Below are 21,764 nucleotides of genomic sequence, written 5' to 3' on the forward strand. Positions count from 1 at the left end.
TCGTAGAAGCTGCAGACGCTTCTGCGCAGAACTTGGCTCCAATCACTGGCAGTTTCGCCGTCTCTGATTTGGATATCGGCGATACCTTGACTGCTTCTGTGGTGGGTTCACCTGTAGTACAGTTGAATGGTGTGAACTACACCTTGCCAGTAGGTGCAACATCACTGACAGCAGCAGGGGCGTTCAGCATCACACCAACGACCCAAACTTCGAATGGTGGTGCAGGTACAGCGATTGCGTACACCTACGATCCAGCAGCGGCGAACTTAGACTTCTTGCGTGCAGGCCAAAGCTTGACGATCACTTACCAAGTGAAGGTCAATGACGGTACAGTAGACTCCGCAGTGCAAGACGTGACCTTCACGATCACCGGTGCGAACGATGCGCCAGTGTTGACAGATACGACGAACCCAATAGCGATCGTAGAAGCTGCAGACGCTTCTGCGCAGAACTTGGCTCCAATCACAGGCAGTTTCGCAGTCTCTGATTTGGATATCGGCGATACTTTGACTGCTTCAGTTGTAGGCTCACCGGTAGTACAGTTGAACGGTGTGAACTACACCTTGCCAGCCGGTGCAACAGCATTGACGGCAGCAGGTGCGTTCAGCATCACGCCAACGACCCAAACCTCGAATGGTGGTGCAGGTACAGCGATTGCGTACACCTACGATCCAGTAGCGGCGAACTTAGACTTCTTGCGTGCAGGCCAAAGCTTGACGATCACTTACCAAGTGAAGGTCAATGACGGTACAGCAGACTCCGCAGTGCAAGACGTGACGTTCACGATCACCGGTGCGAACGATGCGCCAGTGTTGAGTGACACAACGAACCCAGCAGCTGTGGTTGAGCTAGCTAATGCTTCTGCTCAGAACTTGGCAGCGATTACAGGTAGCTTCGCCGTCTCTGATTTGGATATCGGTGATACCTTGACCGCTTCTGTGGTGGGTTCACCTGTAGTGCAGTTGAACGGTGTGAACTACACCTTACCAGCCGGTGCAACAGCATTGACGGCAGCTGGTGCATTAACCCTGACCAATGGAACTTCTAACGGTGGTTCGACCAGCATCGGTTATACCTACGATCCAGCTGCAGCGAATCTAGACTTCTTGCGTGCAGGCCAAAGCTTGACGATCACTTATCAAGTGAAGGTCAATGACGGTACAGCAGACTCCGCAGTGCAAGACGTGACGTTCACGATCACTGGTGCGAACGATGCACCGGTATTGACAGATACGACCAACCCAACAGCTGTAGTCGAGTTAGCCAATGCATCTGCCCAGAACTTAGCTGCGATCACTGGTAGCTTCGCGGTATCCGATGCGGATGTAGGTGACACCTTGACAGCCTCTGTGGTTGGTTCCCCAGTGGTGCAATTGAATGGTGTGAACTACACCTTGCCAGCTGGTGCGACAGCATTGACGGCAGCAGGTGCATTCAGCATCACGCCAACGACTCAAACGTCGAATGGCGGTGCAGGCACAGCGATTGCATACACCTACGATCCAGCAGCGGCGAACTTAGACTTCTTGCGTGCAGGTCAAAGCTTGACGATCACTTACCAAGTGAAGGTCAATGACGGTACGGCAGACTCCGCAGTGCAAGACGTGACGTTCACGATCACCGGCGCGAACGATGCTCCAGTATTGACAGATACGACGAACCCAACGGCGATCGTAGAAGCTGCAGACGCATCAGCACAAAACTTGACAGCAATCAACGGCAGCTTCGCTGTATCCGATGCGGATGTAGGTGACACCTTGACAGCCTCTGTGGTGGGTTCACCTGTAGTGCAGTTGAACGGTGCGAACTACACCTTACCTGCAGGTGCAGCTTCCTTGATAGCAGCAGGTGCATTCAGCATCACGCCAACGACCCAAACCTCGAACGGTGGTGCAGGTACGGCGATTGCGTACACCTACGATCCAGCAGCTGCGAATTTAGACTTCTTGCGTGCAGGTGAAAGTTTGACGATTACCTACCAAGTGAAAATCAATGACGGTACAGCAGATTCATCCATACAAGATGTTACCTTCACGATCACCGGTACGAATGATTCGCCTGTTGTAACCAATCAATCCGCAAACGTTTCGGAAGAGGGGTTAGCTGGTGCGATAGCAGATACGACGGGCTCACCGGATACCACAAACAATGTCACAGTAAGTGGAACAATGGTCTCAACCGACCTTGATGGCCCAGCAAGCACTTGGACATTTACATCCGCTCCAACTGGCATTACCTCAAACGGAGTTGCCGTGGTTTGGACACTTGTTGGTCAAACATATACTGGTAAAGCGGGTACGGTAGATGTCGCGACGATTAGCTTGACGAGTACGGGTGCCTATACTTTCACCCTAAAGGCGCCAATCGATCATGCAGCAGCTGGTGAAGATTTGCGGGCACTCAATTTTGGTGTGAGTGCAAACGATGGTAGTGCAAGTGGCGCAGGAACATTGACGATTAATGTCGAAGATGATTCTCCAGTCGCACCTGCAGCAAGCAATAATATCTATATTGGCGTTGATGCACTAAGTGTGAACACCTTGAAAGCTGGTTTTATCAATGCTGTGTTAGATAATGGAACGTCAATTACTGCTACCGAAGGAACTCCAGCTGATACTGATGCATTGGGTGAAGTTTTGACATGGGGTACTGGCGGCACGCCTTCAGGATATACTCTTGTTGATTCGACGTCATTTACGTCTGCCACAGGCACGCCAGTTGTCCTGAATCAGTTGTTTAAAGTTGGTACATTTACGCACAATAACTTCCCGATTTCAGGAAGTCCTTTGAATTACACTGACTTGACAGTGTCATTCAATGCGGTGATTAATGGTATTTCTACAAATGTGCCGTTCACGATTCGACTAGACCATACAGAGACGCCAAACACTAGTACACCAACAGATGATGCATCTCGTGACATCATTACACTGCCATCCTCAGCTTCGACAATTAATATTGCCGGACAAAATTATGTCGTTAACTTGAATGGCTTCCAAGATTCAAGTGGCAATTTGGTGACGCAGATTTATACACGTGAACAACAGGCTTCTAGCTTTGGTATTTTTGCCTCAATCACGACCTCTGAGCCGTTACCGACCGCAAGCGGCAATGTATTTGCTCAAGGTGGCGCTGATGGGTTGAATGCATCCGGCGTCGTTTGGAGTGGTACAAGTACTTACGGCACTTTTGTTGGTAATAGTGACGGCACATACACCTTCACGATGAATGAAGCGACTCGTGGCGCTATCACTACGGGCCAACAATTAACGGCAACTTTTAACTACACGGTTACAGACAAGGATGGCGATACGTCCACTAATTCTCTCACATTGAATTTGAGCGGCCATCAGAACTTGGAGGGTACTTCGGGTGCGAATACGTTAACTGGCAGTGATTCTGTGAGCGACATTATTTATGGGTATGCCGGTAATGACACAATCGATGGAAAAGCAGGCAATGACGTACTAATCGGAGGTCAAGGCAGCGATTCATTAACTGGTGGAACGGGTGCAGATACTTTCAAGTGGGCGCTGAACGATAATGGAACCAATGCAGCACAAGCTGTTGATACGATCTCAGACTTTGCTACAGGTACGTTTGCTTCTGGAGGCGATCGCCTTGATCTACGTGATTTACTGTCGGGTGAGAGTGCTGCAACTCTTGATAAGTTTGTTCACTTTAGCTGGAATGGAACCAACACAACTGCATTCATTAGTACAACCGGTGCGTTTACTGCTGGACATTCAGTAGGCGGTGCTTTTGCTGACGTCACAAGTAATAGTGTTCAACAAATTGTATTTAGTGGAGTGAATTTGACGAGCGGATTTACTAGCGACCTGCAAGTAATTAATGATTTGATTTCGAAAGGTAAATTGATTACCGACTAGCTCTTTGTTTGTAAGAAAAAAGGAGTGTCATTGATTTGACACTCCTTTTTCATTGTTAACGAAAAAATTTGAATTATTTAATCGAAAGTATCAACAATCGACTTTATGCTCAACACTCAAGATTGAACTTTAGGAAAACACTTCTTTTCTTTAGCTCGATGTTCTCATCCGTGTTTAGGCGCGACTTTTTGATTATAGTCGAGTCCCTTTCCGGTGAAATTTCCTGTCAATGACTTAGCAGCTTTCCGATATATGGCCCTGTCATTCCTTCCAGATCTAGGCTCGCGAGCGCGTCAAATTCCTCTTTACGTGCGAGTCCCTCAACATAAACCTGTAAATTCATTCGGTGCAGGATTGCGACAGCACCCTTTAGGAAATCGAAGTTTGCAGGTATTGCTTCGATGTTGCGAACAAAACTTACATCAAATTTTACGAAGTCGATATCAAGTGTGTTGAGCAGATTGATTTGCTCTAGATTCTTTCCGAAATGCTCTAAACCGAGTTTGCAGCCATAGCTATCAATCGTTTTTTGGAAGTTGCGGAAAGTATCAAGATTCGAAAATGCACCAATTTCCGGTATCTCAAGCCAAAGCGATTTGCTTGCTTGTGGTTTGATTGATAGGAGTGCCTTAATTTGTTCTCTGAATTCAGGGTCTTGTATCGATTTTGCGGAAATGTTGACTGAGATTTGATGTTCGCTTGCTTGGCTCTCAATTGCGTCAAGCGCAAGTTTGACCGATATCACGTCTAATTTTGCACTTAGCCCTAAACGCTCCGCAATCGGTAAAAAGCGCCCAGCTGGGAACCATTCACCACCAAACATGAGTCTAAGTGCAGATTCTTGATGAATCAGTTTCTTCTGATGATTGATAACCGGGAAGTAGTCTAACTTCACCCAGTTTTGGTCTAGTGCGCGTTGGATTAGTTTTGACCACTCCTCCAAAGACTTTGGTGCGTGTTCAATGTTAAGTGGTGCAGCTTTATGGACGCTGCTGAGGTCGGTCGCCTCAGCGCTAGCAACTGCTGCATCAACTTGCGATAGGAGGATGCTCGGTGAAATTCCGTATTCGAAATGACCATAGCCAATAAATGCTTTCAGATTCGCATCGGAAGACGAAAATAAACTGGTTATCTGTTCGAGCAAAGATGCGACCACATTCTCAATCGCGGAATTGCGGCTTAATAACGCGAAGTCGGTTCCATTCAGGCGTGCCGCGAATCCATCGGGTAAATCATTCTGATACACATTCAGAATTTGCCCTAGGTTGCGAAGAAGTGTGTCTGTCTTAACTCGTCCTAGCGTACGATTTGCTTCGATCAAACCATTAATTCGAATCATGACTAAGCTGCCTGGAGGAGCATTTTCTTCTTCAACAGTAATCTGAAGTTGTGAAAGAAAATTGGCCCGATTATATAAACCACACACTGTGTCAGTGTTTGCCTGACGCCTTAATTGATCAAGACGTTCCGCTTCTTCTGCGAACATAGCTTTCAATAGTGTGGTGGTTGAGTTCATTGCAACGCTCAATTGCCGCAGCTCTGGAACTCTGGATTCTTCTACGGTAATGAAACGGCGCTCCACCATGGCCCGCGCTTGGTCAATTAAATCACGCAATGGTTTCTTGAGCCTGCGAATTACCAGAGTTCCGAGATACGAGGCAAGAAGCCCTGACAGCGCCAGCGCGAGAATCATTTCGCGGGTTGAGTTCCACAGTGTTTGGTATGCAGTTCCTGTTTGGGAAACGATGGAGATCGAGCCTACTTGCTTCCAGCCACTGCTAATTTGGGCGGTTCCTGGCTGGGAAGAAATCGGTAGTAATTTCGTGAACCAATCGGGAACACTGGTGTGCTCCTCAGGAGATGTTTTCTCGACTAATAACTGTCCTTTAGGATCCGTAACCTTGATTGACTGATAGTGCCCGTTGTCGAACAATGAAGCGACGATCAGCTCAAGCTCCGTTGCGTCAATATTTTTCTGACTGAGCGATAACGCAAGTACTGTCGCATTGTCATTATTCTTCATTCGCAGCTGCTCGTTCAAATAGGCGCGCGAACTCATGATGGATGCGAAAAGGCTACCAGCAAGTGCAAGCAATGTACTCAAGGAAATTGCAAGCCAGAGTTGTCGATACATAGACATAGTTTGTCCCTCTATTACTAAAAATGAGTATTTCTTATTCAAACGATTTAATCAAAACCTTCTTTGTGTGCTCGGTCGAGTAGGTCTTGCCAACGAGATAGGCGACTCGTTCCACCTGGCCCCATTTGCGCATTACCAGCCACACCTGCGAATACCCCTTGGCTATTGAAACTAAAAACAGGACTTAAATCGCCGCGGCGTGCAGCAGGGCGAATGTCAGTGATCAAGTTATCCAAAATGACAGGCTCTCCATCGACATTGGGGTAATAGGCTAAAACCATATGTGCCTGCTGAATACTGCTGTTTGGACCGCCAATTTTTGCTTTGACGTAGACTAGGCGTAGTTGCGAATCAGGTATATTTAAACTTCGTAAACTGAAGTATTTGGCAATCACAAAGTCTTCGCAATCTGCCTTTCCTTTTGCCATGCTTTCCAAGGGAGTGGCCCAATAGTCGGATTGCCCCCAAATCTCAATATCCTCAAAATAACTGAGCTTCTTATTAAAAAAACTATTCACTCTTTGTAGTTTTACCTCAACGCTTTGGTCACCCAAACTCGCCATCAAGTTAAGCCATTCGTTAAAGGTTTGCTCACTTCCACCTTGCTGACGCATGGAGGAGCGCAGCTTGTCGTTGTTTAAGGCTGAATAGACCGAATGTGGAAGGGATAAAAACGCGAGAAGCAGCAACGCAAGGAAAGACATCCGAAATGTGAATGTACGATTCATGTTGCGTTGGAATGACCCGATGTGATGCTACAAGTTGAAAGGGGATATGACTCATGCGCTAAGTATCGAATATTCTACAAGAATTTATGCTGCAAACAGGAAACATTTGTTCAGCTTGTTGTTTCAGTATGCGAAAAAAAACCCACGCAATCGCCGCGTGGGTTTGATAGTTCATTGGCGATAGGTCACCACTGACGAGCGTTCGGTCCAGAAACGACCTCATTTACAATTTGCCATTTACCATCTATCTCTTCCCAGTAGATGGTTTTTTGCAATGTATCTTGATAAGAAGAAGATTTGTATTCTTGATGGAAAGCGGAGATCGCATGCTTTTCATCTTGCATTGTGAACTTGATGTCAGACAATTCTAGGCTAATCTTTTGTGCTCCCATCAAACGGGCCCTGCGAGCAGCTTTCCACGAGTCGCGAGATGTATATTTATCACTGTAGAAGCTAAAGTATTTTTCAGGATCCATACTGATCCAAGCTTCGCGCCAGCCCTTGAGTGCGTTTAGAATACTTGTTCTCGCAGCAGCAATTTGATTGGCACTTGGTGTGTTTGGGGCTGGAGCTGCAGGAGCGGCTTGGACCGGCGTTTCAACTTTGACGGCTGGCTTTTCAACTCTAACAGGTGGAATAATAGTGCCTACTACCTCTGCGGCTCGTTGATTCAGCGCGTTCTTGTCGGAAACGTATAACTCAGGTGCTTCGGCCGGGCAATTCGCGGAGTACTCGTTTATTTCCGACTTGTCGAATTTCGAGCCATCACGGGCAGAGATGTTTTCTAAGCCCAATATCGATTGCAACTGACCCATGCCAGCATGGGTGCGAGCATACGCTAGGTAGAGGTCTACTTCTGCATTGCTAAAAGCTCTTTTTGCTTGGAAAAGTTCATTTTCCGTATCCAGCAAATCCAAAAGTGAACGTTGACCGATTTCAAACTGCTGGCGGTAAGCGTCACGCGCTTTTTCGATCGACAGTTGATGCTGGTCGAGGAAACCTAATTGATCAGTTAGCTTTCGCGTATCGTTATAAGCAATTGACAAAGTTTGTCGAATATCTCGACAGGTTTTGTCACGCAGATCCTTGGCGAGATTGACTTGATCAGCAGCTTCTTGGATTTTTGCTTTGTCTGCACCACCATTAAAGAGATTCCACGTCATTACTACTTCAGCGGTATTGTTATTTGTGCGACCACTGACATAGTCAATATTGTTACCTCGTTCAGCGCGTGCTTTGAGATCTAACCTTGGCGAATAGGCGGAGCGGCGAGAGTTCATGCTGCTATTGACTGATGCGATGTTCTCCATGCTTGCAAGTAAAGCAGGATGCTGATTGAACGCAGCGTTGAGGGCGTTCACAATATTGCCAGGAGCGCCATTGGTGAACATCGTCAATGATTCCAAATTTTTACCAGGCATGACGCCAACTAAGCGCTGGAAGCGCGCACTTACATCGTGTAAATTAGATGTTTCGGTGATTAAATTTGCCTCAGCTAAGGCGAGGCGACCTGAAATTTGTTCAAGATCGACACGTCTTCCAACCCCAGCCTTGGATTTTGCTTGAATTTGTTCAAAAACCGCGCGATGGCGGACATAGTTATCTTCTGAAAGCGAAACGAGTTTGCGGTAGCGAACGACGTCAGCATAGGCTCGAACCACTTCAAGTGCGATACTCTCCGAAGTGTCAAATAATTCATACAGGCGCACTTGCTTCAGATGATCAAGCTGTTTAACCTGATTACGTGTCAGGAAACCATCAAATAGCATCTGATTTAAACTTAGACTGGTTGAGGTTCTGCTCAACTCAGTTTTTCCCAATCGATTGTCGCGATTATCTCGACCAGCATCGGCGTTCAAGTTTAGGCTAGGCAAATAGGCACCACTGACGGCATCACGGCTAGCAGAAGTCGATTGGAAAGTATGCCATTTTGCCAGTACCTCTGGGTTGGTAGACACCGCTTTTTGGGTAACTTCTTTGAGAGTTTGGACTTGTGCATGTGTCGCTAATGAAAGTGACAGCAGGCTAATCGCGATGCTTATTTTTTGTAATTTAAATTGCATAATTCTCAAATAATTCAAGTTTGGTTGCGAGGAAGATATCAGAATTTTATCGGCAGTTACAAGGCGATATTTAAATTCTGATAGGTATTTTGCAAAAATTCACAGATTTTGCACAAGTGGTATTGGTAGCTAAATACTATCAGTGTGAAATTGCCAACGTTACGTAAGCAAACCTTGTGCCAATGCTAAAAATGTCACGATTTGAATCTTTTTTCTTCCGTTTACATGGAATTATTACGTGTAACTCTGTTTTACGTGTAAGTTTTACGTGTTAAGTCTTGGGGTGAGGCAGTGCTTTGTCCCTGTAATCCACAATAAATCGCTGAATCTGCCCATTCTGGATTCAGAAAGGGCAGATCTATTCGGCAGCTTCCTATTTTTTTAATTCGCTTAGCGCTTCATCGGTGAGTCTGAGTGTGTCATCAATGATATCGTTATTGTGGGCGATCGATACAAATCCGGCTTCAAATGCTGATGGCGCAAGGTAAACGCCTTGGTCAAGCATCAAATGGAAAAATTGGTTGAACGCTGAATTTTTAGAATTCATCATTTCTGCATAGCTCGTCGGTACCTTGGAATTGAAATAAATCCCGAACATCCCTCCAATTGAGTCAGCGCAGAAATCAAGACCGTGCTTCTGTCCAATAGCATTGAATCCATCTGCTAGGCGCTTTGTTTGTGCCGAGAGGTGAGAATAGAAATCTGGCGCTTGGATCAGTTTCAATGTCGTTAGTCCAGCAGCCACTGCAACGGGATTGCCCGATAAAGTGCCCGCTTGATACACTCCGCCGAGAGGGGCTAGGTGTTTCATGATGCTAGCCTTGCCACCAAATGCTGCGACAGGAAGGCCTCCGCCGATAACTTTTCCGAGGGCGGTTAAGTCTGGGGTGATGTTGTAAATCGATTGCGCTCCTCCAAGTGCTACACGGAAGCCGCACATGACTTCGTCAAATATAAGAATGCTGCCAAAGTCATCGCATAAACGACGCATTGTTTCTAAGAACGATGGCGTCGCTTTAATTAAGTTCATATTGCCAGCAACAGGCTCGACAATTACACAGGCAATCTGATCGCCAAACTCTTTGAAGGCAGCTTCGAGTTGTTCGCAGTTGTTGTAGTCGAGCACTAAAGTGTGTTTAGTGAAATCTTCTGGGACACCTGCGGATGTGGGGTTGCCAAAAGTCAGGAGGCCACTGCCGGCCTTCACGAGAAGTGAATCAGCGTGTCCATGGTAGCAACCTTCGAATTTGATTATTTTATCGCGCTTAGTAGCGCCACGTGCGAGCCTGAGCGCGCTCATTGTCGCCTCTGTACCGCTCGAAACTAATCGAACCTGCTCTATGGAGGGAACGAGCTTGCAGATCTCCTCTGCCATCAAAATTTCACCTTCGGTCGGTGCACCAAAACTAAGTCCACGTGCGGCGGCTTCTTGAACGGCTTGAATGACTTCGGGGTGAGCGTGTCCTAAGATTGCTGGGCCCCAAGAACCTATGTAATCGATGTATTTCTTGTCATCAGCATCCCAAAAGTGTGCACCCTCGGCGCGCTGGATAAAGCGAGGCGTGCCGCCCACTGAGCGGAAAGCGCGCACCGGAGAGTTAACGCCGCCGGGAGTAGAAAGTTGTGCTCGTTGAAATAGGGTATCGTTATTTGACATAGGAGTGGCTTTGGGTTGTGAAGTTGTAATTGTAGCGTCTTGTTGTGTTTAGAGTTTTTGCTCAGTTATTGGTGCGAAACCCTATCTTTTTTCAAAGCGGTCAGTTTTATTGTTGGCTTTTTTTTGAGTGATCTTTACTTTTGTATTGGAAGCGTCGACTGGTAAATCGGCGTTTGGATTAACGAACTGCCATTTTTCGCAAACACCATTTTTGTCAATAATTGCTTCATTGGGCCTTGCTTATTCGTAAACTACTCTTCTTTTTTGTGGATGAAATTGGGAAGATTGTTTATCCTTTGCATTGCTGACTGGTTTGTGCTTTTGCACAGCAAAAAATAAAGTGAAAGCGCAGTTGGAATGCTGTCAGATTTTAACTGATGAACAATCTAAAGTCGTTAACTAAAAGGAATCTGAGGCGTGGAATATAAAACGTTGATGTGTTTGATTTGTGGATGGATTTACGATGAGGCGCAAGGTATGCCGGAGGACGGCATTCCGGCTGGCACACGTTGGGAAGATGTGCCTCTAAATTGGTCTTGCCCAGAATGTGGAGCAAGGAAAGACGATTTTGACATGGTACCAGTCTGATTTCATTGTTGTTATTTTGAAATGAAATCTTTGAAAAGTAGATCAAGGCGAAAGTAAACGCAATTAACTGCTTCAATGGAGAAATTGTTGTTTCATAGTGTAGATTAGAGCAAAAAATTGGTGCAAGCTTGATAAATTTTGTTACAGTGCAGTGTGGTAATTATTCTTTTCATTCCGAGATAGGCTCATGTCAACGTCAACAGGTAACGAAAATTTGAGGATTATGGTGATCGACGATAGTAGTACGATTCGTCGATCGGCTGAAATCTTTCTGGGGCAGGTCGGGTATAAAGTGGTGCTGGCGGAAGACGGTTTTGATGCGTTAGCAAAGATTAACGACACTCATCCGCATTTGATCTTTTGCGATATTTTGATGCCACGGCTGGACGGCTATCAAACCTGTGCATTGATTAAGAAAAGTGCCAAATTCCGGGATACACCTGTGATCATGTTGTCATCAAAAGATGGCTTATTTGACCGCGCTCGGGGGGCAATGGTTGGTTCAGAGGAGTATCTGACCAAGCCATTTACCAAAGACAGCTTGTTAAAAACAGTTAGAAAGTATACTTCTGCTGTAGCAACTAATTAACTTAGTAATATATTTTGAGGTAAGAAAATGGCAATACAAAAAATTCTCATCGTTGATGACTCTCCGACAGAACGTTATTTTTTGACTGATATCTTGGTCAAAAATGGTTTTTCTGTGTCGACAGCTGAAAATGGTGAAGATGCATTGTTAAAGATCAAGGCAGATAAGCCTCAATTGATTTTGATGGACGTCGTTATGCCTGGTCAAAACGGCTTCCAAATTACCCGTGCAATTTCACGTGACCCTGACACGCAAGATGTTCCGGTCATTATTTGCACAAGTAAAAATCAGGAAACTGATCGTATTTGGGGATTACGCCAAGGAGCGCGTGATTACCTGGTTAAGCCGATCGACCCACAAGAATTATTGGCGAAAATTGCGGCTTTAGGCTGAATGGTTTGAGTTATGACAGAGAATCTTCGTGAAGAGTCACCCAATGAAATAACAGCGCCTAAGTCAAGCGCCGTTGGACGTCGTGCTCGTTTGCGCGACTTTCAAACCCAGCTTATGGAGCGCATGCAAGCGGCGAAAGCTGGTTCACATACGCGTGCGAATCAATTGGGTGTTTTGATTGGTAAAGGCCGTTACTTAATTGACCTGAAAGAGGCGGGTGAGATTGTAACGACCGGCAATATGACGAAGGTGCCCTTAACTAAGGATTGGTATCTTGGTGTTTCGAATGTCCGTGGTAGTTTAACTAGTGTGATCGATTTTTCCCGTTTTGGCGGCGGCGATCCAACTCCCGTGGATACTTCGAGCCGAGTGTTGGCTTTTGCGAACGCACTGTCATTCAACAGTGGTTTGTTGGTTTCAAAAGTCCTTGGTTTGCGTAATGTAGATCAGATGCAATTGATCGATCATGAAGAAAATATTGAGTTGAAACCTTGGCTGTTGAATCGTTTCGTTGATGCGGACGGTAACGAATGGTGGCAGCTCAGTTTAACTTTGTTGGTTCAAGATCAAAACTTCTTGCATATTGGTTTGTAAGAGATTTAATAAGTAATTTAAGCACTAATAAGCACAATAGAAAAAGCGTAGCTTTTAAATCGTTTAGGAGAGTTAGTAATGGCATTGAATAATCAAACCCAGTCGACAGAGGATCAAGAAGTTCAAGATTTGGACTTTGCGAACAAACCTTCGGAAGTTGCGATGGAGCCTGTTGCGGATGCCGCTATCCCAGCTGAATTGGCCATTGAAGAGGCGCAAAACGTGCGCATGGTTTCCGACGACGAACAAGCTACTGCTGAGCCTGAATTGAGTGCTAGCCCTGAGATTCCACTCGAGGATAGTACGATCAATCGAGTCGATGCGACCATTATTGGTGACGCGATCGAAAAGGGCAGAGATATTCGCTTGCCTTTGATTGGTCACTTGTCGCTTCAACGCCAAATTCGATATTTGTTGATCGCTATGGGTGCGAGTTTGTTACTCAGTGCGGTGTTCGTTTGGTTAAATGCTAAACAGTCCGAACTGATCTCTACACAAGCGCAGATTTCTGGTGAGATTTTGATGCACTCCCAGCGTATCGGTAAAGCTGCACCGAATGCGATTTACGGTAAGCCAATTGCGTTCCAACAGTTGGAAGAGAGTCAAAAAGCAATTAACTCAAACCTCAACGTGTTGATTAGTGGTGGCGAGTATAACGGCCGTTCTGTGTCGACGCCAAGTTCTGCATTGGAAACTGTCTTGAAGTCTACAAAAGCCTCTTGGAATAACTCCAACAAGGCTGCGTCAACTATTTTGAAAACGAAGAAAGAGTTGAATGGCTTCCGCGAAGATTTGGAAAGCATGAACTTGCTGTCTCCAACATTAGCAAGTCTGTCCGATGAAGTACAAGCGCAGAAAGTGCAAAATGGTGCCTCGCCTCAGGCGATCGTGGCATCCGGTCAGTTAGTCATGTTGACACAACGTCTTGCTCGAAGCGCGGCGGAATTTATGACGACTGAAGGTATTAATGCTGAGAAAGCTTTCTTGTTGGGTAAAGATGCGAATACTTTCTACGATTTGGTTGAAGGTTTCTTGAACGGTAGTGAGATTTTGAAACTCCCAGCAACGAAAGAACCAGCAACACGCGCAAAATTGACAGAGTTGCAAAAAGCGTTCGTTGATTACAAAAAGAGCGTAGATAACATTTTGGTGAAATTGGCAGAGTTTATTGCTGCAAAAGAAGCTGAGCAAACAATCTTTAATGAAAACGAAGTGTTGAAAACAAAAATTTCAGCTCTAGAAAAAACTTACGTAAAACAGCAAGATACAACCAACATTTCATTCTGGCTTTTGATGGTTACAGCGGTGATGGCTTTGATCTCTGCTGCTGGTATCGCGGTCGTATTGTTGCAAGACAGTCGTAATCGTACTAAAGAGGCGAATCAACGTCGTCTCGAGGCCGATGCGCAGATGCAATTGGCGCAAAAACAAGAGGAACAAGCGAACGCACTTAACGAACAAAATCAGGCTGCGATTTTGCGACTGATGAATGAGTTGCAGGAAGTTGCGGATGGTGACTTGACTGTACAAGCGACGGTTTCTGAAGATATTACGGGCGCGATCGCCGACTCCGTTAATTACACGGTGGAAGAGTTGCGTGGACTGGTAGGTCGTGTTACTACGACTGCAGTACAAGTTACGAGTGCGTCATCGCAAGCGCAAACTATTTCCGATGAGTTGTTGGAAGCGTCTCATCAACAAGCTCGCGAGATCGTCGATGCCGGTAAAGCAATTACCACCATGGCGAACGACATTACCGAAGTTTCTCGCTCTGCGAATGAATCAGCTGAGGTTGCGCGTCAGTCGGTTGCTGCGGCAGAACAAGGAGCCTTGGCGGTGGAAAACACGATTAAGGGCATGAACGAGATTCGCGAACAAATTCAAGAAACTTCTAAACGTATTAAACGTCTCGGTGAATCTTCACAAGAGATTGGTGAGATCACAGAACTGATTTCCGATATTACCGAACAGACCAACGTTTTGGCGTTGAATGCGGCGATTCAAGCAGCGTCAGCGGGTGAAGCAGGTCGAGGCTTCTCAGTTGTTGCGGAAGAGGTTCAGCGACTTGCGGAACGTTCAGCGGAAGCGACTAAGCAGATTGGTGCCTTGGTTCGTACGATTCAAACGGATACTCACGACGCGGTTGCCGCGATGGAAAAATCAACGCAGGGTGTGGTTGAGGGAGCAAAACTGTCCGATGCGGCGGGTACTGCGTTGTCAGAAATTCGTAGCGTTTCAAACCGTCTCGCGGAACTGATTCAAGGTATTTCACTCTCTACTGAACAGCAAGCTACTTCAGCGAACGGTGTTGCTCAAAATATTGAACACATTTTGACGATTACTGAAAAAACCCAGAACGGTACTCAACAAACTTCTATGTCCATTAAGGACTTGTCTAAGTTAGCTGAAGAATTGAAAAACTCGGTATCTCGTTTCCGAGTTGCAGCCTGATAGGAGACAACTGGCCATGTCTTTGTGTGGCCAGTACATGACAGCAACGCGAAAAACTTGGTTTTTCGCCTGAAAAGTTTGCGGGGATTAAGAATGACATCAGGTTCTTCCAAGTCGTCAGAACACGGCCAAGAGCAATTCGATATTGCGCCTTTGTCGTGGGTGATGACGGAGTTAAGAGAGGCACTTAGTAGTGCCGGAAAATTGCTGAGCGATGCATTGGTACAAGATGCTGAGGCGCAAGCAACATCATTGCTACAAGCAAAAACATATTTACATCAGGCTCACGGCGCATTGCAAATCGTTGAAGTCGAAGGTGTTGCGATCGTTACCGAGACGGTCGAAGAATTAATTGAACGCATCCAAACGGCTAAACTTGAGTTATCGCCAGCGGTTGTCGCGAAGATGACCGAAGCGTTTTATGCAGTGTTACGTTACCTCGAAGATTTATTGACAGGCAATCCACAACAGCCCGTTCGTTTATTTCCAGAATACCGAGCGCTATTAGAACTTAAGGGCGCAGAGCGTGTTCACCCTGCTGATTTATTTTTTCCTTCTTTATCAGTTCAAGAAAAAATTCCTGAGCTAGCGTTAAGCGCTTCACCAAAAGATATTAACTATGGCGCAATTCGCTTACGCTTTGAAAAATTATTATTAACTGTCTTGACGAGTAAGAGCCCAGAAGCACAAGCGGATGCGGCCAATCAGATGGGCGTGTTGATCAAAGAAATTGAACAAGCACAGACCACGTCACAAACTAAAGCATTTTGGTTGGTGATGAGAGCTTTTGCCGAATCGAGCGCGCAAGTTGATAAACGCGACGAGCGCCACGTAAAGCAAATTTGGGGTCGGATTAACCTCCAAATTCGTCGTTTAGTTGAGGGAAACACGAGCGTCCCAGAACGCTTATTGCGTGATGCTTTGTTTTTTATCGCACAGGTCAAAGAACCGAGTCCGTTTGTTTCTCAGATTCGTAAGGCTTATCAGTTAGATGATCATGTGCCGCATGACTACGACCAAAAACGTTACGGTTTGATTTCACCTCAGGTGCTAGCGACTGCAAAAGAGCAGCTCTCAAATGTGAAGAACCTGTGGGGCCGTATTTCGAATGGAGATAGTGGCGTCGCTGATAAATTTAAACAAAAGATCAAAGATTTGGTCGCCACGGCTGACACCTTACAGACACCACCACTGGCAAAGTTAGTCAGAGAGTTAAGTGGAATTGCTGGGCACGCAGTAAAAGCAAAAGATCAAGAACGCATGGGTTTAGAGTTGGCGACCTGCCTATTGTTCATTGAGAATTCCTTAGATCAAATTACACATTTACCAGCGAATTTTTCTGCTCGTGCAGACGAAATTTCCGCTCGCCTATTGTCAGTCGTTGGTGGTGAAGTTCCTGATAATCAAGCCAGCTGGATTGGTGAAATCTCAAGAGAAGCGCAACAACGCCAGACCATGGGGGCATTGGTCGGCGAAATGCAATTAAGCTTGAAACAAGCAGAAAAAGCATTAGACGAGCATTTCCGCGACCCTTCAAACACAACAATTTTGGCTCCAGTCGATGGCATTCTGGCGCAAATTGGTGGTGCCCTCGCGATTCTTGATCAAGATGAAGCGCTCGCCGCTGTTAATTACACGAGAAGCTTGGTACGCGAATTTGAACGCGGAGTTGAAGGTACTCCAGAGGACCAGGTTGCTGCCTCATTCAACAAAGTTGCACAAAACGTAGGTGCTCTCTCATTCTTCATCGAGACTTTGCAGAGTCAGCCTGAGTTCGCAAAGAAACGTTTTAGTTTTGATTCGGATTCTGGGTTGTTTCAAACGAAGTTGCTCGAAAAAGCGCCAGAAAAGGAACTGCTGCCTTCAGTAGAGTTGGAGCAAAGTGAGGCCGTAGCTCACACTGCAGAGCACGATTTGATCGAACAGCAGAAAGAATCAGAACGCTTGTTAGCGTCATTGGTCGAAGCACCGCAAGACTCCAATTTACAGGCTCAGTTAAAAGATTCACTAGATCATGAGCGTTCATTTGCCGCACTGCTTGATGATACAGAGGCAAGTGCTCGCGCAAAATCTGCAATTGATCTTCTCAATACGAAGGACTTTACACAAGCAACTGAAGCATTAGGTGAAATTGTTTCAGCAGCCTCACATGTTGAAGCCGTTCCACAGGTGCAGGCGCCACAAGAGATTCCTGAGACAGAAGCAGAGATCGACGCTGAACTTCTCGAAATTTTCTTGATGGAAGCCGACGAAGTGCTTGGTGCAGTTGGAGAGAACATTCCTCTATCCCGCCATGAACCAAGTAATCAAGAATTCTTGATTCGCCTACGCCGCTCGTTCCATACGCTAAAAGGTAGCGGTCGTATGGTTGGATTGAATGTGTTTGGTGAGGGCGCTTGGAATATTGAGCAAGTCATGAATCTGTGGCTAGCGGAATCCCGAGCGGGAACTGAAGCGCTCTACCAGTTGCTTGAATATGCAGCAAAAGAGATGTTCGATTGGGTTGAAGAACTCAAAAATAAAGGAAGCTCATCTCGCAATTCAGATTTGATCATCGCAGCAGCATTACGGGTCAAAGATGGCGGTGACTTTAGTCTTGATACGGTTGCAAATGCACCGACGAACGAGGTTTCAAACGATGGGTTAGTTGAGTCCTTGGTCGCACCAAGTATGGAAGCGATTGAGGTTGTCGAACCGGTGGTAGAGACAGAGTTAGCAGCGCCACTCAGTTTTGATACGAATATTGTCGAAATCTCTGAACCATTGGCAGAGCCTGCTATTGAAGAAGTCATTGAAGCATTACCAGCGTTTGATCTGGCTGAAGAAGTTGATTTTGCGGCGGAAGAAGCTACAGTTCCCTCTTCAACAGAAGCAGCCTTTATTGAACCTGTTGTGATCGACACTCCAGTAGATCTGGAGTTGGAGCCCGAGATCATCGTTGCTGAAAGTGTGTCGATTGATACGAATGAAGAGTTGCCGATGTTAGCCGATGTGATCGGTGAGATTGCTGGTGAGTCCGAACCTGCAGTAACTGCTGTACATGTGTTAGAGCCTGTATCGGAATCAGTGGAAGAGTTGTCTGCTTCGTTGGAACAAATGGCAGTTGACGCTGGCGCGATCGCAAGTATCGAGGGAGCATCTCTCAGCGAGGCAACCGAACCAACAAGTGAAGTTGTTGAAACTGCTCTGGAGAATACGCAAGATCTGGTCATTGAGCCAGTTGCTGAAGCGGCAGTTCCAGTTAAGACTGCACAAATCATTGAGTTCCCTGATTTTTCCATGCCAGTGCCGGCCGAGTCCGACAATACCAAGCGTATTGGTGAGATCGAAATTAGCCTGCCTTTGCATACCATTTACATGGCGGAAACCGATGAAATTGTACGTTTCTTAGCGCAAGATTTCGCTGAATGGCGACACGAGGCAACTCGTCCTGTTTCCCGTCATGCCGTTCATGCCTCGCATTCTTTGGCGGGAAGTTCGGCGACAGTTGGTTTATACGCTGCCCAAGAGTTGGCGCATAGTCTGGAAAATGTGTTGCAACGCTTGGAGCGTCATCCAGTAGTCTTAGAAGATTCTGAATTTGATCTGCTCGATCATGTTGTCGACTGCGTCAAGGCAATGTTGCAGAAGTTCGCACTGTCGGAAATGGCAGAACGTGTTCCAAACGAGAACCAGAAGTTAGGCGAATTGTTGGAAGCAGTGATTGCACGCTCCAATGTCGGTAACGATGAAGAATACATTACCTCGACTAATGAGCGTCTCGACCACATCATGCTTGACGGTGATTCGGACAATGACGCAGCTGGCGAGCAAGTGGACCTTGTGGCGGACGACATCAGCGATGAAGTGTCAATTGACACTGAAGTTTTGGCCGCCCCAATCGAGATTCACGAAGAGGACACAACTGAAGTTGATGCCGCAGCGGCAGAGATTTTGGCGATGGCGAATGAATCCGAGACCCCAATTGCAGCAGCTGTCGAAGTTGATCTAGCACCTGCTTCAATCCAGCTCGAAGTCGCTCCTGTGGTTGAAGCAGCGCCAGAAATCGAAGTTGCGGATGAACCTGCGCTTTCATCAACAGCTGTTGAGTTACAAGTGGATTCTGAGGACGACCGCGTTACAACTGGTATCGAACTCAAAGTCAGCGATGAGATCGACCATGATTTATTGCCAGTCTTCATCGAAGAGGGTAACGATCTGTTGCCAATGATCGGTCAATTATTACGCTCGTGGCAGCAAAGTCCTGAAGATAATGCAATTCCACAGTCTATCTTGCGCTTGATGCATACCGTTAAGGGTAGTGCACGTATGGCAGGTGCGATGCAGTTAGGACAGCATACTCACGATATGGAAACCCGTATCGAAAACTTGATGCATACAGGTAGTACGATTCGCCAACCATTGCTTGAAGACTTGTTGTCGCGTCATGACTATGCAATGCATTTGTTCGATCGCTTGCAAAATCCTGGTATCGTAGAAGAGGTGGTCGCAGCGCCTGCGGAACTGACGGTTGAGCAAGAGATTAATCAGTTCCAAGAAGAGATGCATGCTGCTGCATTGGCTGAAGCAGAAGCGAAACTGAAAGCCGCCGAGGCTGAGTTGGCTGCAATGGCAGCGGCTGCGCCTGTCCCTGATACATTAGCACCAGCTGCAACAGAGGCCGCTGCGCCAGCAGAACCTGAGTCCAAGTTGGTCGAGGTCAAGGCAGTTGTCCCGGCGTCTACTGCGCCACGTGTATTGCGTCAAGCTGCTCCACAAGTTGTGGCTCCCGCAAGTGCCGCACCTGTGCCTTTGGTTCGTGTTCGCGCTGATATTCTTGACCGCTTGGTCAACCAGGCTGGTGAAGTTTCTATCTCACGTTCTAAACTTGAGAATGAAGTCGACACACTTAAATCTTCTTTGGCTGAATTGACAGAAAACGTGAGCCGTTTGCGTGATCAGTTGCGTGAAGTTGAGATTCAAGCTGAAACGCAAATTTCTTCTCGTATGGCATTGTCTGGCGATCGTGAATTCGATCCGCTTGAGTTCGACCGATTCACGCGTCTGCAAGAATTGACACGTATGATGGCCGAGAGCGTCAACGACGTTGCGACAGTTCAATCGGCATTGAATCGTACGATTGAGGGCGCAACGACTGACTTGAACTCACAAGCGCGTCTGACTCGTGAATTGCAACAAGACTTGATGCGCGTTCGTATGATTCCGTTCTCTAGCGTGTCTGAACGTTTGTATCGTATTGCACGTCAGACAGCGAAAGAGATGGATAAGCGCGTCAACCTTGATATCCGCGGTACGTCTGTTGAGATTGACCGTAGTGTTTTGGAAAAAATGGTTGGTCCGTTCGAACACATGCTGCGTAACGCGATTGTGCATGGTATCGAAAGCCGTCAAGATCGTATTAATCGTGGTAAGAACGAAGTCGGTGAGTTGTTGATTGAGATTCGTCAAGAGGGTAATGAAGTTGTTATTCACTTCACCGATGATGGTCAAGGCTTGAATCTCGGCCGTATCCGTGAAAAAGCGAAGACAGTTGGTTTGTTGACAGATGAAAGTTTCATGACTGAAGGTGAAGTCGTGAATCTGATTTTCGAGCCAGGCTTCTCAACTGCGAGCGAAGTCACCGAATTGGCAGGTCGTGGCGTGGGGATGGACGTGGTACGTTCAGAAGCGGCTTCGCTCGGCGGTCGCGTAGCGGTAAGTTCTGTTGAAGGACAGGGCGCCCACTTTACAATCAACTTACCATTGACTTTGGCGGTGACGCAGGTCGTTATCTTGAATGCCGGTGGCAAGACTTTTGCTGTGCCTTCTGTGTTGGTTGAACAAGTGCAGCAGCTCAAATCGGCAGCTTTGGCGACAGCCTACAATGATGGTGCGATTATGTGGCAAGGTGCGCGAGTACCTTTGCACTATTTGCCAAGTATGCTCGGTGAACGTAATGCGACACCAGATACGCAACAATACACACCAATTCTGATCATGAAGAGCGACAAAGAACGCGTCGCGATTCACGTTGATCAAATCATCGGTAACCGCGAGGTCGTTGTTAAAAACGTTGGCCCGCAGTTGGCTCGTATGATCGGTATCGCGGGTGCGACAGTGCTCGGTTCTGGTGATATTGTTTTGATTTTGAATCCTGTTCCGTTGGCACAGAAACTCGAAACAGAGCGTGCTAAATTGCCAGATGCAACGGCGGATTCGGCAGCGCAAGAGATGGGTGCTGTCGCTGAAATGGTGGCTGGAACAGCTGCACCCGCTTCAGTGGAGCCCGTTCAAGGTCTGCGTTCACATCATATCGTCATGGTGGTCGATGACTCCTTGACGGTGCGTCGTGTTACTCAGCGTCTGTTGGTGCGTGAAGGCTATCAAGTCGTGTTGGCAAAAGACGGTATCGATGCCTTGGAACAGCTGCAATCGATTACGCCTGATGTAATGTTGGTCGATATTGAAATGCCTCGCATGGATGGTTTCGACTTAACACGTAACGTTCGTAGTGATTCACGTACGAGTCATATCCCTATCATCATGATTACCTCGCGTACTGCAGATAAACACCGTAACTACGCGATGGAATTAGGTGTCAATGAATACTTCGGTAAACCTTACCGCGAGGATGACTTGTTAGGTGCGATTAGTGGTTTCGTCAATAAAGAAGTGACTGTCGAGTCTTAATC

General features: G+C 46.6%; 11 protein-coding genes. 7 read left to right on the forward strand and 4 right to left on the reverse strand.

Annotated elements, in window-relative coordinates; all coding sequences use genetic code 11:
* Positions 1 to 3,890: beta strand repeat-containing protein (locus tag H8K36_RS11585; protein ID WP_186916647.1), on the forward strand; the 3,890-nt coding region annotated here is incomplete at its 5' end.
* Between the two features lie 226 nt (positions 3,891 to 4,116).
* Here H8K36_RS11585 and H8K36_RS11590 read toward each other — a convergent pair.
* The 4 genes from H8K36_RS11590 to hemL all read right to left on the reverse strand — a co-directional run bounded on the left by H8K36_RS11590 (position 4,117) and on the right by hemL (position 10,478).
* Positions 4,117 to 6,030, reverse strand: a complete 1,914-nt coding sequence (locus H8K36_RS11590) for a bifunctional diguanylate cyclase/phosphodiesterase (protein ID WP_186916648.1) — start codon at positions 6,028 to 6,030, stop codon at positions 4,117 to 4,119.
* A gap of 47 nt (positions 6,031 to 6,077) precedes the next feature.
* Positions 6,078 to 6,758 (reverse strand): transglutaminase-like cysteine peptidase, encoded by a 681-nt coding sequence (locus tag H8K36_RS11595; protein WP_230404560.1) that lies wholly within the window; start codon positions 6,756 to 6,758, stop codon positions 6,078 to 6,080.
* Between the two features lie 185 nt (positions 6,759 to 6,943).
* On the reverse strand, positions 6,944 to 8,821 hold the full coding sequence (locus tag H8K36_RS11600) for a TolC family outer membrane protein (RefSeq protein ID WP_186916649.1): 1,878 nt from the start codon (positions 8,819 to 8,821) through the stop codon (positions 6,944 to 6,946).
* A gap of 373 nt (positions 8,822 to 9,194) precedes the next feature.
* Positions 9,195 to 10,478: a glutamate-1-semialdehyde 2,1-aminomutase gene (gene hemL, locus H8K36_RS11605; RefSeq protein WP_186916650.1), complete on the reverse strand. Its 1,284-nt coding sequence runs from the start codon at positions 10,476 to 10,478 to the stop codon at positions 9,195 to 9,197.
* A gap of 417 nt (positions 10,479 to 10,895) precedes the next feature.
* Between hemL and H8K36_RS11610 the strand changes: the two genes are divergently transcribed.
* The 6 genes from H8K36_RS11610 (at position 10,896) to H8K36_RS19360 (ending at position 21,762) form a co-directional block, all read left to right on the forward strand.
* Complete coding sequence (locus H8K36_RS11610) at positions 10,896 to 11,066, forward strand: rubredoxin (protein ID WP_186916651.1); 171 nt, start codon at positions 10,896 to 10,898, stop codon at positions 11,064 to 11,066.
* A 187-nt stretch (positions 11,067 to 11,253) separates the two neighbouring features.
* Positions 11,254 to 11,655, forward strand: coding sequence for a response regulator (locus tag H8K36_RS11615; RefSeq protein ID WP_186916652.1), 402 nt, complete (start codon positions 11,254 to 11,256; stop codon positions 11,653 to 11,655).
* Positions 11,656 to 11,682: 27 nt separating this feature from the next.
* Positions 11,683 to 12,048: a response regulator transcription factor gene (locus H8K36_RS11620; RefSeq protein WP_186916653.1), complete on the forward strand. Its 366-nt coding sequence runs from the start codon at positions 11,683 to 11,685 to the stop codon at positions 12,046 to 12,048.
* 12 nt (positions 12,049 to 12,060) lie between these two features.
* Positions 12,061 to 12,642, forward strand: coding sequence for a chemotaxis protein CheW (locus tag H8K36_RS11625; RefSeq protein ID WP_230404563.1), 582 nt, complete (start codon positions 12,061 to 12,063; stop codon positions 12,640 to 12,642).
* Between the two features lie 228 nt (positions 12,643 to 12,870).
* Positions 12,871 to 15,093 (forward strand): methyl-accepting chemotaxis protein, encoded by a 2,223-nt coding sequence (locus H8K36_RS11630; RefSeq protein ID WP_186916922.1) that lies wholly within the window; start codon positions 12,871 to 12,873, stop codon positions 15,091 to 15,093.
* Positions 15,094 to 15,186: 93 nt separating this feature from the next.
* Positions 15,187 to 21,762: a hybrid sensor histidine kinase/response regulator gene (locus tag H8K36_RS19360; protein ID WP_230404572.1), complete on the forward strand. Its 6,576-nt coding sequence runs from the start codon at positions 15,187 to 15,189 to the stop codon at positions 21,760 to 21,762.
* Positions 21,763 to 21,764: the final 2 nt, after the last annotated feature.

The sequence above is a fragment of the Affinundibacterium nitidum genome (assembly GCF_014284155.1).
GTDB lineage: Bacteria > Pseudomonadota > Gammaproteobacteria > Burkholderiales > Burkholderiaceae_D > Undibacterium > Undibacterium nitidum.

Excerpts from the sequence above, each read along its gene's own strand:
- H8K36_RS11595 (WP_230404560.1), bottom strand. The coding sequence starts at position 6,758 with ATGAATCGTACATTCACATTTCGGATGTCTTTCCTTGCGTTGCTGCTT.
- H8K36_RS11625 (WP_230404563.1), top strand. The coding sequence starts at position 12,061 with ATGACAGAGAATCTTCGTGAAGAGTCACCCAATGAAATAACAGCGCCT.
- H8K36_RS11620 (WP_186916653.1), top strand. The coding sequence starts at position 11,683 with ATGGCAATACAAAAAATTCTCATCGTTGATGACTCTCCGACAGAACGT.
- H8K36_RS19360 (WP_230404572.1), top strand. The coding sequence starts at position 15,187 with ATGACATCAGGTTCTTCCAAGTCGTCAGAACACGGCCAAGAGCAATTC.
- hemL (WP_186916650.1), bottom strand. The coding sequence starts at position 10,478 with ATGTCAAATAACGATACCCTATTTCAACGAGCACAACTTTCTACTCCC.
- H8K36_RS11630 (WP_186916922.1), top strand. The coding sequence starts at position 12,871 with ATGGTTTCCGACGACGAACAAGCTACTGCTGAGCCTGAATTGAGTGCT.
- H8K36_RS11600 (WP_186916649.1), bottom strand. The coding sequence starts at position 8,821 with ATGCAATTTAAATTACAAAAAATAAGCATCGCGATTAGCCTGCTGTCA.
- H8K36_RS11615 (WP_186916652.1), top strand. The coding sequence starts at position 11,254 with ATGTCAACGTCAACAGGTAACGAAAATTTGAGGATTATGGTGATCGAC.
- H8K36_RS11590 (WP_186916648.1), bottom strand. The coding sequence starts at position 6,030 with ATGTCTATGTATCGACAACTCTGGCTTGCAATTTCCTTGAGTACATTG.